Genomic DNA, 14308 nt, shown 5'->3' with positions numbered 1-14308 from the left:
TTCAGGGCCTGCATTGCCAATGAATCATTCCGAAATGCGCTTGTGAGCAGCGAAACCTTCCGCAATGCCCTCGTGAGCGAAGATTTCCGCAATGCCATGGCACAGGAATCTTTCCGCAATGCATTGCTGAGAAGCGAATCTTTCCGCAGCAGCAGGTAAGAGGCAGCAGGGGGGTAGTGCTCAAAGCGGAAGGACGCTTCCATTTTGAGTACTCCATAAGCCTTAAATGACAGAGACGCCACTCGAACGGGTGGCGTCTCTTCAAAAATGCCTAAGAGAAAATACACACGCCGTCCTGAAAAAAGCCACACGAATGAAAATCTGGTCACCAAGAGCGCACAGAGTTATTATCCTCGCCTGTCTCGCCCTTTTACCGAGTCCAATATTGAGTCAATTCTACTCTCTGGAGACTAACAACCTTCGTCTTGTCTACTATGGACAGGCGCAGGCATATCTTGCCTCGCACGTTGCGCGCTGTTATGAGAATTCGCTCCAGTTCCACCGCGAGTTGTTCAATTACCGAAACACTGAGAAAACCACAATTTTTCTCCAGGATTTCAGCGACTACGGCAACGCCGGTGCGGGAACGCTGCCATGGAATCACATTTCGCTTTCTATTGCCCCGTACAATTATGTTTTTGAGACATCACCAGCCAATGAGCGCATGAATTCAACGATGAATCACGAAGTCGTCCATTTGGTTGCAAGCGACAAAGCCGCGCGTTCCGACCGATTCTTTCGTTCTGTCTTCAGGGGAAAAGTGACCGAATCGGCTGAAGATCCGGGTACGATCCTGTACGCCTATCTGACGTCTCCGCGAAGGTCCGCGCCGCGATGGTTTCATGAAGGAATCGCCGTCTTTCTTGAAACATGGATGGCCGGAGGACTTGGCCGCGCGCTCGGGGCATGGGACGAAATGGTATTCCGGACAAAAGTATGCGACAGCAGCCGATTTTATGATCTGGTGGGGCTTGAATCCGAAGCTGTGGCAGTGGATTTCCAGTCAGGCGTGAACTCATATTTATACGGCACACGATTCATGACCTGGCTTTCGCTCACTCGTGGCCCGGAAAAACTTATTCAATGGATAGAACGTTCGGACTCAAGCCGGGCATATTACGCAAGTCAGTTCAAGCAAGTGTATCGCATCTCTCTTGATTCTGCCTGGTCGGAATGGACTCACTTTGAACATGAATTTCAAAATAAGAATCTTGATCGTGTCAGACAGTATCCGATTACGGCGACTCGTGACCTGACACCATACGCGCTCGGTTCGGTGTCACGCCCGGCATTCGATACGTCGAGCGGCAAAATATATTTTGCCTGCAATAGACCGGGAGAGAACGCCAAGATTGTCGGCATTGACACCCGAAGCGGCTTATCTAAAAATGTATGCAATGTGAAAGACCCCGCGCTTTTTTATGTGACCTCGCTCTGTATTGATGCCAAACGAAAGAAGTTGTTTTACACGACTGATAACAATGCCTGGCGCGATATTTGTTCTGTAGATTTAGTCACCGGAAAAACCAAGACGCTGCTAAAAGATGAGAGAATCGGCGACCTTGCCTTTAATCAAGCTGACAGTTCTCTTTGGGGGGTGCGGCATTTTAATGGCATCTCAACACTTACACGAATTCCGTACCCGTACGACAGATGGATTCAGGTTTACTCATGGCCGTACGGCATGGATATCTATGATATCGATGTCTCGCCGGATGGAGTCCAGCTCTCGGCGGCGCTCTCTGAGATTAATGGAAGACAATCCCTCATTGCCATAAATCTCGCTTCCCTTTTGGAAGGCGACACGACCTACACAACACTGCATAATTTTGAGAATAGTATTCCGCAAAACTTTACCTACTCCTCCGACGGTACATGCTTGTACGGTTCATCATACTATACCGGCGCATCCAATATTTTCAGGTATGATCTCAAGACAAAGCATATGGCCGTCTTGAGTAATAGCGAGACAGGTTTCTTCCGGCCGATACCGCTTGCTAATGACTCGCTTCTGGTTTTCCGCTTCACCAGCAAAGGATTTATACCGGCGGTTATTAAGGAGGCGGAAATAACTGATGTCAACGCGATACATTATTTAGGCCAGCAAGCAGTCGAAACACATCCCATCCTGACCAACTGGCTTGCAGGTTCTCTTTCGTCTATAAATCTTGATTCGATAACCACACATAAGGGAGATTTTAGCTTGCCGAAAAGTATCCGGCTGGCATCGATTTATCCTGTCGTTGAAGGTTACCAGCACTATACCGCGGCCGGGATGCGATTGAATTTCAGCGGACCGATCGGGCTTCCACAGGCGAATCTTACGGTAAGCTACACACCAGCTAAAGAGATTGCCGACAACGAGCGTTGGCATCTTAAATCTGATTTCATGTATATCAATTGGTCAGCTTCCGCGACATACAATGCCGCTGATTTTTATGACCTCTTTGGACCTACCAAATCCAGCCGCAAAGGATACTCGGCAGGGATACACTATAAAAAGACTCTTATTGACGACAGCCCCAAATCAATGAAATACTCAGTCGATGTTACCGGATATGGCAATCTTGACAGACTCCCGAGCTATCAAAACATCGCTACCACATTTACCCGGTTCCTTTCTGTGACAGGTTCTCTTTCATATCAAAATTTGCAATCGACAATCGGCGCGGTCGATAATGAATACGGCCATAGCTGGCAGGTCACATCGTCAAATCGAATCGCGAGCAGGCATGTATTTTCGAGTGTTTCAGCCGGAACAGATATTGGCCTGGCTCTACCCATCAAGCATTCATCAATTTGGTTGCGCACCTCAGCCGGATATTCGCCGGGGATTCATGCCGAACCGCTCTCCAACTTTTATTTTGGCGGCTTTGGCAATAACTGGGTTGATTATCAGACCGAGAAACGCTACCGCATGAGCTACAGCTTTCCCGGCACAGAATTAAATGCCATCGGCGGCACTAATTACACTAAAGCCACGGTCGAATGGACCCTGCCTCCAATTCGGTTTCGCCGGCTGGGCAACTCAAGTTTTTATGCCACATGGATTCGCGCCGCTGTTTTTTCATCGGGAATTATCACCAATGTTAATTCTCCTGAATGGCGAAGAAAAGTGATCTCTGTCGGCGGGCAGGCCGACTTAAGAATGACTTTGCTGTCCCATGTTAAATCTACTTTTTCATTCGGGTATGCATTAGCTTTTGAGGAAGGATATGACTCTTCCGATGAGATAATGCTGTGCTTGAAACTGTTCTAAAAGAATTAATCGCGCTTGCTCTTGCGCTCTTTCCTGTCGCGTTGTTTCTGGTCTCGCTTATTTATATCGATAGTTTCAAACTCGTTTCGGTGAGGTCGGTTCTTATTGCCGTCGGAGCCGGGTTTGTCGCGGCCTTTCTTTCTCTGGGCGCAAATCGTGCGCTAATGGATCTTCTGCAGATTCCTGATTCGTCGACCGTCTCGAGATACGTCGCGCCGGTTGTCGAAGAGTCTTTCAAGACTCTCTATCTTCTGTTTCTTTTTCGAAAACGAAAGATTGGATTCATGGTTGATGCGGCCATCTACGGCTTTGGCATAGGCGCAGGATTTGCCATTGTTGAAAATATTTTTGTGCTTGTCTGGACTTTACCCGACTCTAATATTCTGCTCTCGTTTGTCCGCGGCTTTGGGACAGCCATAATGCATGGCGCGGTGACGGCGATAACTGCGATTATAATTGCGTCTGCGATTGAAAGGAAGCGATCATATCAGGCAGGAGCTATACTCGTTGGGCTGTTATGCGCAACAGCGCTCCATTCGCTCTACAATCATTTCTTTCTGCCGCCGGTGGTTGGGACATTGGTTATTCTCGCCGTGCTTCCCCTGTTGATTGTTGTCGTCTTTCATCTCAGTGAGAATGGCACGCGAAAATGGCTCGGGAGCGGTCTTGACCGCGAAGTGGAACTTATAGAACTCATTGCATCATCGACATTTTCCGAAAGTCCAACCGGAAAATATCTTGCGTCGTTGCGCGATTATTTCCCGGCCGTCGTGGTTGCTGATATGCTCTGTCTCCTGCGACTCCGCACAGAACTTGCGGTACAGGCCAAGGGTCAACTGCTGATGCAGGAAGCGGGGATAGTGATTGGGCCGGACGAGGATTTGCAGTCTAAACTCAACGAGATTGACTATCTCGAAAAGCAAATAGGGGCGACTGGATTAATGGCGCTCCATCCTTTGTTTCGGTATGACAGCCGCCACAATTGGCAGAAACAGTTACTGACAAAATAGACCTCTAGAGTAAATATGACGGCATGACAATCTCATGCCTGCCCGCTGTGGCGGGTTCGTCTTCCTATTGTCATTCCAGTCCGCCGAAGGCGGAGAATTCATCTTCTCGGATATTTGGTAGGTCAGTGATCCTTGTGATCCTGACGTCCGATATTCGCCAAGATAAAGATCCCACCGCAAGCGGATGGGGTACCCTCATTCACTCAACACCCCCCAGTATGTTGTTGCGAGTCCGACCCTCCACGCCTGCCCGCTGTGGCGGGGCGGGCAGACGCGGCGGACTGACGTCTTACCTCACTGACACGCCGCAGTCGGAGCAAGCGAGATAAATATTAATGCGACTGCACAGAGTGTCACTTCATCGGACCGGGAACCTGCAAATTTTTTACCAACGCGGTGAAGCCTTTGAAACGGATTAAGAAGTTTATCGGCATAAGTCATATCAAATCCCGCGCCGTTATCCTTTATGAAATAGACAAGCCGGTCATCAATCTTTGTGCTTCCAAACTCAATTTGTGGCAACCGTGTTTTTGATGGGTATTTCCAGGCATTCGATAAAAGATTCTCAAGCGCGATACGGAGCAAATTGATATCCCTTGTGACGACTAGGCCATTAGATATCTTGCATTCAACGGCGCGATCCGGGTGCGACTGTTCGAATTCTTTTATGAGGCTTCGGGCGATTTCGCTCAAATCGACTCTTTCAATGCGAAGCTCGATTGTGCTGACTCGGGAAAGGCTGAGCAATTCCGTTATAAGCGACCCCATCTTTTTAGCCGCGACGCCAATGCGCTGGAGCAGCCTCCGCCCTTCGTCATCAAGCTTATCCCGGTGATCCTCCACCAAAACGGTCGATAATCCCTCAATAGAGCGAAGCGGGGCGCGGAGGTCATGCGAGACGGCATTGTTGAATGCTGCGAGTTTGCGATTGGCGACCTCAAGCTGGATGACATTGAGGTGCAGGTCTTCGACGGCGGCTATACGTTCGGCGTCGAGTCTATTGATGAATCGCGCAATTATGAAGAGACAAATGGTCAGCAGGATAACCAACGAGATATTTTCTATCACCACGGCTTCTTTAATACCAAACAAGCCAATATTTTCTCCGACATAGCGAAATGCTCTCAGTCCGAGCGGGACCAAAAATGCGAGTGGGAGCAGACGGCGAATCATGATCCCGCCAAGTCCCTGACTCGTGACAATCCCCATAATCCCCCACGTGGGCTGCAAGCACAAAGTACCAAGAGAGAGCAGGACAAAAGAAAAGGATGTCACGAAGGCCATCGAGGTATTACTGATGTCATTGATGTATGGATCGACTCCATACAAATATCCGACAAAGATTAGAAAGCTAAAAGCACCAAGTGCAATAGTGAGCGTCTGAGCGACTCGCGATGTTGTTTGGCTCTTGGAGTAATACAACCAAGTTGAAAGACTGAAAAGAATAAAGCAGATCGCAGCTTGATTCGATACTCTTGAATATAAATCGCCGAGCTCCACGACACTCAGAAATGGAACCGACAGATGAGCAAGCGTACCGTGTGTGGCGGAGAGTGTGAGGGCGATTTTTATGAGGCCGACAACTCCGACGAGGCCCGTCAGAAGCTTCCCCGTCAAAAGTATTCGGGGATTAGCGCTGCAATGCTTTGCGAAGAACAATGCTAAACCGGCACCAATGAAAGCAACTGCCGTCAGCGGAGGCATTGGTAAAGAATCAGGGTAGAGCGCTACCGTATGCTCCAAGCCGGATAGGTAGCTGAACAAAGTGATCAAGCCGATACCCGACACCAGAAGTGCCGCGACTATTGCAAACCGCTTCAGCGCATCGACGAAATCAATCTTCGAAAATAACAGCACTATATACTATATTAAGTCCATCAGGAATTATGCGAATTCACTGTTTGCCATATTCGATATCGCTTTTCATTGCTGAGCCGCAATCTGCCGGACATTGGCGTATCGCGCGACCTGCAAGCGTGATTGGAGCGACAATTTCTCAAGAATATTGTGCACATGGCTTTTCACGGTATGAGTAGCGATATTGAGCGAGCTTGCAATTTCCTTGTTGCTCATCCCTCTCGAAATCAGGCCAATAATCTCCTGTTCTCGCGTGGTCATCCGGTCAAATCCGGGAGGTTCCTTTTTGCCATTGAAAGGGTTTGCGATTGTTCCCGCGACTAACTGCGTGAATAAGGAATTGGTCAGGTGCAGGGGTAGAACAGTCGATCCGGCGGCAACATCCCGGATGGTGTGAACAAAATCCTCAGGTGTGGCCTCGCGGAGAATAAATCCGGTGACGCCAGCACGGGCGAACTCAACGATATTTGTTTCTTCGGCCACAAGACCCATTGCGACTACTTTCGCCAACGGGCATTCTGTCTTAATTTGCTCGAGAATCGAAAAACTCTGTGTGTTCTTGATGTCAAGGCTAACCAAGACAACATGAGGATTCATCTCACGCGCCTTTTCAAGAGCATCTTCTGAACCCGGAGAACAGACGACGTTCATATCTGGCTGGACGCTGAGCATCTCGGTAAGTACCTCTCTGAGCAGCCTGCTCGATTCAATGAGCAGCACATTTTTAATTTCATCAGTCATTGCGAACTCCCTCTGTCATTGTTAAAACCTCTTTACAAACGAAATCGAAGCGATATCAAACTCTTCAAAGTCAACCGGCTTGCTGATGTAGCTGTTCGCGCCAAGTCCGTAACTTTTGATGATGTCGCGGTCTTCGGTCGACGAGGTCAAAACTATAACCGGGACCTCTTTCAGATTTTCTTCAGCCCAAACTCGTTTGAGAACTTCTATGCCGTCGAGTTTTGGCAGTTTCAAATCCAGCAGAATGAGCGCCGGTTGTTCGGAAACTTTACGTCCATCGTAGGCCCCTTTTCCTGTGAGGTATTCGATAGCCTCCAGGCCGTCCTGAACGACAACAATTTCGTTTGCGATATTTCCCTTTTTCAGCGCACGGACGATAAGCGTTGTGTCATCGGGATTGTCTTCGACGAGTAAAATGCATTTGTTTGACATTTTATTTCTCCGGTTGTGATAGTGTGAAAAATATTGTAGTTCCTTGTTCGATTTCGCTTTCTGCCCAAATGGTTCCCCCATGGCGACGTACAATGCGCTGGACAGTGGCAAGTCCGATTCCATTTCCTTCAAATTCGGAAATGGTGTGAAAACGTTGAAAGGGCCCGAAGAGCTTATCTGCGTACTCCATATCAAAACCGGCTCCGTCGTCCCTGACATAATATACAATTTTGCTATCCTTTTCAAATGAGCCGATTTCGATAAGCGCGTGAGGATGTTTACTTGTGAACTTCCAGGAGTTTTGAAGAAGATTTTCGAGCATGATCTGCACAAGTCTGGACTCGGCATCGGCAATCATATCCGGCTGGATAATCCAGGTAACATCCCTCTCTGGTTCATTATATTGAAAATCGATGGCAATAGCTGAAGCCAGACCCGTTAAATCAACGGGTTCGCATCCTCTCTCATCGCGGGTAAGGCGGGAAAGTTTCAGCAAATCTTCAATCAGATATCCCATCCGTTTGGAGGCCGCCCGAATGCGACGGATATAATCCTTTCCATGATCGTCTAGTTTATTAAAATGGTCTTCAAAAAGCGCAAGGGAGAGGCCGTTGATCCCGCGCACGGGGGCATTAAGGTCATGTGATACAGAATACGCAAAGGCTTCAAATTCCTTGTTGAGCTCGTTCAACTGAGCCGTTCGCGCAGTTACCCGCGCTTCGAGCTCGGCATTCAATTTTAGTGTTTCTTCCTGAGCTAATTTTCGTTCGGTGATGTCTTTGACCACACCTATGAGTTTCGACGGCTTTCCGTCGCCATCATGGATTAGTTCAGCCCTTTGATGGAGCCAGACGAGCGTTCCGTCGGGACGAATAATGCGATGGTCTAAATCATAGGAGGACTGACCTTTAATAACCTCCTGGCTTGCCTTTTTGACAGCCTGCCTGTCATCGGGATGGACACGTTCAAAGAAGGTGTCGACCTGACCGTCAAAGTTCTCTTTGTTCAGACCGAAGATTTCGTAGACTTCTTTTGACCAGATAAGCTGGCCGTCGCTGTGTAAATCGGAGACCCAACTGCCGATTTTGCCGATCTGCTGAGCTTTCTCGAGGAAATACTGGCTCTCTTTAAGTTCGAGCTCGGCTCGTTTTTCCTCGGTGATATCAACACAGACTCCAAGCATCTTGACAGGATGACGCTCATCCCCCTCTCCGTTAAAATAGATCTTTGCCCGTGAGGTTACCCAGACCGTCGTCCCGGCTGGGATGCACACACGATATTCTTCTGAAAAGAGGCCGCCGGTACGAGGGTCAAAAGCTTTGTCCAATTGTCTGCTTACATACGCACGGTCATCGGGGTGTATACGTCCAATTCCTTTGTTTATATCCACTGGTTCGTCTACCCCAAAGCCAAGAAGAGCAGTAAGTCGAGCGTCACATAACACGCGGCTTGTTGCGATATCTACTTCGTACACACCCATCTTTGCGGTGTCCATCGCCATCGTCACCCGGTCCTGACTTTCTCGCAGAGTCTTTTCAGATTGCTTTATTCCCGTGACATTGTGAAAGACACATACGCCGCCAAGGATATTCCCGGTGTCATCTACCACGGGGCGTGAAGTGGCCGAAAGATAGATGCCATCCGGACTCCCGGGAGAACGCAGGAAGAGCGGAATATTATCATGCGATTCTCCCTTAAGCGTTGCAAGAAGCGGGCAAAGCTGAACCGGAATAGGTGTTACTTCATCTTCCGTGAATACTCCGAATCCCTTGGCACGATCTTCAGCAGCAAGTGTGGCCTGAACGCTCTTTTGAAACGGCACACCGAGAATCTGATCGAATACAGGATTTGTTATTTTGACCGAGCCATCTTTGCCGAGGGCGATAACGCCATCGCCAATACTTTTTAAGATCGCTTCGAGTAAGATTGATTGTGACTGAAATTTTTCTTCGGCTCGTTTGCGATCCGTAACATCGACCCCTGTTCCCCAAGTATTCCAACCCGGGATCGGAGCCAGAATGGAACTATTGCTCCATGCAATAATTCGTTTTGATCCGTCTTTACAGGTGAGCTCCCACTCCCAATCGCGATATGATATGATGTATTCGTGCCAGAGTACTCAAACATTTTGGACAACAGTCTTTTGCGGTAATCTGCATTGGGATATAAAAGTGTAAAGGCGTTGGGATTATTGATGATTTCGTCCGCTCTGTAACCGGTAACCCGCTCGCATTCCTTATTCCACACCACAAAATTGTCATGCTCGTCCAAGGCGTTCATCATGACAGGCATGTGTTCAACGACAAGTCGAAGCCGCGCGTCTTGATTCGTGTCATTGATCTCGCGGATCTCGCGCAGTTCTTCTTCGGCGTTGTTGAGCCGCTCTCGAAGATTGTCGATAAGCTCGATCAGTTCGCGGTTTTGCAGTTCGTGTACAGACATATTTTCCAATAACTCGCTTCCTGTATTACAGTAATATCAAAACGGCTTTTGTTTCGACCGTCTAATTCAAAACCAATACTAATTAGGGGTATAAACCGATAAATAGAAATCGACCAAAGGAGGGATAAGAGGATTAATCCTTTTGATTAGCTGGCGTCGGGAGCAGGCAGGCATAAGTGAAGAGACCGTCAGGTCACCCGCCCCGCCACAGCGGGCAGGCGCGACGCCCCGCACGTTTATTGACCCTGGATTCTCCGCCACCGGCGGACTGGAATGACAATGCGAGGGGGCCACACCGATCGTGGCGGACTGCCCCGCACGAAACAACGATGTCGAGACCTCGGAAGGTATCGACATACAAACTAAGAGAACCTTGCCCCCCGTATGAGGACCGCACCACTCGTAATAATGCTTGAAAACAGTCAAGCAAACAGGTAAATTAAAAGCCACGGGTGTAATTACCTCAAGTTCAAAAAACAAAATAGGTGTAGCGGCAAAAGGGTTACTAAGAATGATAAAAAAGGAAAAGCCGTGTTTTATCTGTGGAGGCATGATCGTGTGGATGGGGCTGTTTGTGGCCTTTCAAACCGCTCAGGCATCCACAAGCGAGAATTGGGGGAAAAATTGGGGAAAAGTGACGCCCGAGGAGAAGTCCGTGGTCGCTCCAGCCGACTACCCTGAGGCGAACGCGGTGATATTATTCGACCGGGCGGTGCTGAGTGTGACGGCGAACGAAATGGGGATAAAATACAAGCGTCATATTCGGATAAAGGTGTTGAGTAAGGCTGGCGCAGACGAAGCCGGCAATGCCGAAATTATCTATCACGAGGGGGACGCCATCAAAAGTCTCCGAGCCCATACGATTCTTCCCAATGGAGAGACCATAAAGGTTGATAAAAAAGATTTCTTCACCAAGACGTCGGGTTCGTTTGAGATAGTGACCTTTGCCTTTCCTTCGCTCGACAGCGGCTGCATTATCGAATACAGTTACGGTGACTTGAATAACAGATATTCAAACCTTGACCCATGGTATTTTCAGGACGAAATATATACGCTTCAGTCCCAATTTACACTCGTACTGGCCCCGGGTTTTACCTATAGCTCATCATTTTCAAACGCACCGCGTGGCTTTAAGGACCCTATAACCGAAGAGGACCCGAACCCTGATAATTTGGCTCAGCCATTCATGAGCTTCACATGGACTCAGAATAATCTCCCGCCTATAAAAGAAGAACAGTTCATGGGGGCGCAAGAAGACTATTATTCTTCCCTCAACTATCAGCTTGAGTCCTATAAGAGTCCTCAACAAACGTTTAACTATATCCGTAACTGGAACGAACTCGGCAAAGAGTTCCAGGACTATCTCGATGAGTACACACAAAGCGGAAATGCCGATGAACTGAGCGCAAAGCTGACATCTGGTCTGACAACACAGGAGGAGAAACTCTCTGCGCTCTATGAGCACGTCACCCGTGATTACAAAACAGAATCAAACAGCGGACGGTGGCTCAATAATGACAACTTAAAGGCGTTTCTCAAAGCCGGTTATGGCTCGGCAGAGGAAAAGAATATTCTTTTGGCCGAGCTTTTGAAAAAGTCGGGTATCCAAGCTTGGCCGGTGCTAATAAGCACCAGAGGGAATCGAAAGTTTAACCCTCAATCCTATCATCTGAGTCAGTTTAATCACATCCTTACCTTTGCCCAGTTGGACTCATCGGTAATATTTCTTGACGCCTCGAGCAGACATTGCCCTCTTGGCATGCTCCCGCCATCGTGTCTGGTCGACGGCGGCTTTTTGGTTGATGGCAAGGAATCTCAGCTTGTCAATGTCCTTCGGGTTGAGCCGCGCAACTATCGTCTCGATGTGACCAATTTGCTGGTCGACAGCAGCCAAATCGCGCACTGCTCGACCCGTTGCACATTCCTTGGATATTTTGCGCCTGAGTACGGAGATCTGAGCGAGAAAAGCGATCTAAAAGAATTTATAAGCGGGCAGATTCTCGATGAGATAGGCAGTCCTTATAGTTATGACACGGGGAGTATATCCACCGATTCATCGGGCCTGTATGCATTGGAAACACAATTCACAATGAATGATTACGTTCAGACGCTGGACAACAATGTGGTTCTGAAACCAATCAGCTATTATATGAGAGAGAACCCATTCAAAAATACCAAGCGCTTTTTCCCTGTGGATTTTAATTTCCCTTTCACCTACCATAGTATGATGTCTATTCGCGCCGATAGGACTGTCTCATCGGTTGAACTGCCCAAAAACCTCACCCTTGAAATAGCAGGGGTGAAATATATACGTCAAGCGAGCTTCGCTGACGGCGTCATTTTGATAGACAGCCGCCTTATAGTCTCCCAGACGATATTTGTGCCAAGCGAATACGATGAGTTAAGAAAACTTTTTGAGTCCATTGCCCAGGCGCAAGAAGATGATATAGTTATGACATGCCAGTGAGCATTTTCAAAAATACGGCCAGAATCATGATTGCCGGTTTATTTCTTGTGGCCGGAGTAAGTCCGTCCGCTCAGGCCAAAGATTATGGGGCGAGAATTAATGAGCTTGATTATCGTATTACCGTGAATGGCAATACCGCGCGAGTTCTTCGTCACACGCGGATTAGTATCGACAATCCAAAGGGGGAAGAATTTTCGTTTTTAAGCGTCCCAGAATCAAAATTCGAGAAGATTAAATCTGTAGAAATCAGGGTTTTTGACGCCAATAACAAGCTCCTTTACAAACGCAATCATGGGGATATGAGTAAACAGTGCGGTTTTGGCGCGGACTACACTTTGTATGCTGATGATTGTCTCTTTTACTTTCGGGCACTGTCGCAGAAGTATCCATACAGTATAGAATTTGACTATGAACTTGATATTTTATCGCTATTCTTTCTCCCAAGTCCCAGTCTCCAATGGCCCATTCCAACTGAACAGGCAACAATCGAGCTGAGGAGCGCGGAGGATAAGCCTATCGATTACAAACTATATGGTTTTGACCAGAGCCCTCTGGAAGAAATTAAGTCAGGAAAACGCATTCTGACATGGGCGTTCTCCAATTTGCCAGCCAAAGCAGACCTGAGCCATCTCCCACCCGAAGCGCAAGACAAGGCACGGCTTTCGCTCTTGGCCCCCACATTTGAATTGGAGAAATACAGCTTTGAGGGTCGAAGCTGGAAAAATATCGGGCTGTGGTACAAACACCTCGCCGATTCCCGCTATCTCAAGAGTAATACCCCAATTCCCGCTTCTTCCAATAAGCAGGAGATGATTGAGAAGGCATGGGCAGAATTCAGCCGCATCACAGCCACATGCCGTTATGTCTCGGTTTCTATCGGCATCGGCGGATGGCAGCCGCACTCGGCCGCGAGTGTTGAAAGCAAAGGATATGGCGACTGCAAGGACTTGTCGACATTGCTTGTTTCCCGACTGCGGAATATTGGCATTGCGGCCTATCCGGCGCTCGTGCTGACCACCGGCAACGGGGCTGTCGATGCAGAGTTTCCCGATTTCAACTTTAATCATGCGATAGCTGTGGCAATTGTCGATGGTGACACGCTCTGGATGGATCCAACATGCGACCAGTGTGCGCCCGGAGAGTTACGGAGGGATGTGCAGGGGATTCATATCCTTCTCGTCACCGATACCGGCGGAGTCCTGGTCACCACACCGACTGACAGGCCTGAGAAAAATCAGATCGTACGCACGAGCCATTTCGAAGTCTCACAGGCGGGAGACCTCACTGCGGGCGTCACTGCGGTATTGACAGGTATTAATGCGCAAGACCTTCGCTCCTTTTTTCAGAATCTGCCCAACGGGGACGAAGGGCGGCTCTTGGTGGCAGAATGGCTGTTGGGAGACGAAAAAAGATTTACTTTGGATAGTTTCAGTGTGAAAAACCTGGACGAGAAGTCCAAACCTTTTGTGTTGAAAGCGGAGGTCTCCTCCAAGAGGCCTATTCAACGGATAAAGCAGACATTGTATTTCAGTCCGTTCATTTTCATGAATCGCGATGCCTACGATAATTTGCATTTGGAAGAGAGACCAGTCGATCTTTATGACGATCCGCCAACTCACTTTACGGACACTGTCATAATCACCGGAGCTCTATTGATGGACAGCTATTCAATTGTCATCCCGAATCTCGATTCTGCGAACTCTGCCAATGCTCAAGCCTCGGTTTCATTTGTGCGCGAGCCGGATAGGGTTGTGGCAATAATGCAACAGGTTCGTCACGTGCGTCGGATACCATCCGCTGATTTTGTCAGTTTTGGACAGTATATCCTGAAACGGAAAGCGCTCCTGGATAAGCCGATTAAATTTGAGGTAAATTAGTACCGCAACCAAAGCGGGCAAGATGAACTGACCGTCAGGTCACCCACCTCGTAGCGGCGGGCAACCACGGGGGGTTGCCCCTACAATATCATCGGCCGACATTTTCAACTACCGGCAAAATATTACTCGGGTACCCCACTCCGCCATCGGCGGACGGTGGGTTCAATATCTGATGTCAGGCGTCCGCCGCGGCGGACTGACTTCACCTTAAAAGATTCCGAGA

9 protein-coding genes are annotated in these 14308 nt (G+C 48.5%); 4 read left to right on the top strand and 5 right to left on the bottom strand.

Translation table 11 applies throughout. The annotated features are described in order from the left end of the window. Positions 1 to 385 precede the first annotated feature (385 nt). Positions 386 to 3259, top strand: coding sequence for a hypothetical protein (locus SGI97_08565; protein MDZ4723938.1), 2874 nt, complete (start codon positions 386 to 388; stop codon positions 3257 to 3259). Continuing rightward, complete coding sequence (locus SGI97_08560; GenBank protein ID MDZ4723937.1) at positions 3241 to 4269, top strand: PrsW family glutamic-type intramembrane protease; 1029 nt, start codon at positions 3241 to 3243, stop codon at positions 4267 to 4269. The genes SGI97_08565 and SGI97_08560 overlap by 19 nt, the downstream gene beginning before the upstream one ends. Positions 4270 to 4563: 294 nt before the next feature. Here the strand turns inward: SGI97_08560 and SGI97_08555 are convergent, their stop codons facing one another. From SGI97_08555 to SGI97_08535, 5 genes are all read right to left on the bottom strand, one after another. After that, positions 4564 to 6126, bottom strand: a complete 1563-nt coding sequence (locus tag SGI97_08555; GenBank protein MDZ4723936.1) for a histidine kinase dimerization/phospho-acceptor domain-containing protein — start codon at positions 6124 to 6126, stop codon at positions 4564 to 4566. A 66-nt stretch (positions 6127 to 6192) separates the two neighbouring features. Further along, positions 6193 to 6867, bottom strand: a complete 675-nt coding sequence (locus tag SGI97_08550; protein ID MDZ4723935.1) for a response regulator transcription factor — start codon at positions 6865 to 6867, stop codon at positions 6193 to 6195. A gap of 21 nt (positions 6868 to 6888) precedes the next feature. Further along, positions 6889 to 7299: a response regulator gene (locus SGI97_08545; protein MDZ4723934.1), complete on the bottom strand. Its 411-nt coding sequence runs from the start codon at positions 7297 to 7299 to the stop codon at positions 6889 to 6891. A gap of 1 nt (position 7300) precedes the next feature. Beyond that, on the bottom strand, positions 7301 to 9121 hold the full coding sequence (locus SGI97_08540) for a PAS domain-containing protein (protein MDZ4723933.1): 1821 nt from the start codon (positions 9119 to 9121) through the stop codon (positions 7301 to 7303). An 83-nt stretch (positions 9122 to 9204) separates the two neighbouring features. Continuing rightward, complete coding sequence (locus SGI97_08535) at positions 9205 to 9741, bottom strand: PAS domain S-box protein (protein ID MDZ4723932.1); 537 nt, start codon at positions 9739 to 9741, stop codon at positions 9205 to 9207. 511 nt (positions 9742 to 10252) lie between these two features. On the opposite strand from SGI97_08535, the gene SGI97_08530 reads away from it, so the two are divergent. Both SGI97_08530 and SGI97_08525 read left to right on the top strand, forming a co-directional pair. Continuing rightward, positions 10253 to 12208, top strand: a complete 1956-nt coding sequence (locus SGI97_08530) for a DUF3857 and transglutaminase domain-containing protein (GenBank protein MDZ4723931.1) — start codon at positions 10253 to 10255, stop codon at positions 12206 to 12208. Next, a complete protein-coding gene (locus SGI97_08525) occupies positions 12205 to 14085 on the top strand; it encodes a transglutaminase family protein (protein MDZ4723930.1) in 1881 nt (626 codons plus the stop codon). The genes SGI97_08530 and SGI97_08525 overlap by 4 nt, the downstream gene beginning before the upstream one ends. The last annotated feature ends 223 nt before the right edge of the window (positions 14086 to 14308 follow it).

It is taken from the genome of Candidatus Zixiibacteriota bacterium (assembly GCA_034439475.1).
In the GTDB taxonomy this organism is placed as follows: Bacteria; Zixibacteria; MSB-5A5; order GN15; family FEB-12; genus JAWXAN01.
This window is presented reverse-complemented; position numbering and strand designations above follow the sequence as displayed.

Coding starts and splice junctions, on each gene's coding strand:
- SGI97_08550 (MDZ4723935.1), bottom strand. CDS start 6,867: ATGACTGATGAAATTAAAAATGTGCTGCTCATTGAATCGAGCAGGCTG.
- SGI97_08545 (MDZ4723934.1), bottom strand. CDS start 7,299: ATGTCAAACAAATGCATTTTACTCGTCGAAGACAATCCCGATGACACA.
- SGI97_08535 (MDZ4723932.1), bottom strand. CDS start 9,741: ATGTCTGTACACGAACTGCAAAACCGCGAACTGATCGAGCTTATCGAC.
- SGI97_08530 (MDZ4723931.1), top strand. CDS start 10,253: ATGATAAAAAAGGAAAAGCCGTGTTTTATCTGTGGAGGCATGATCGTG.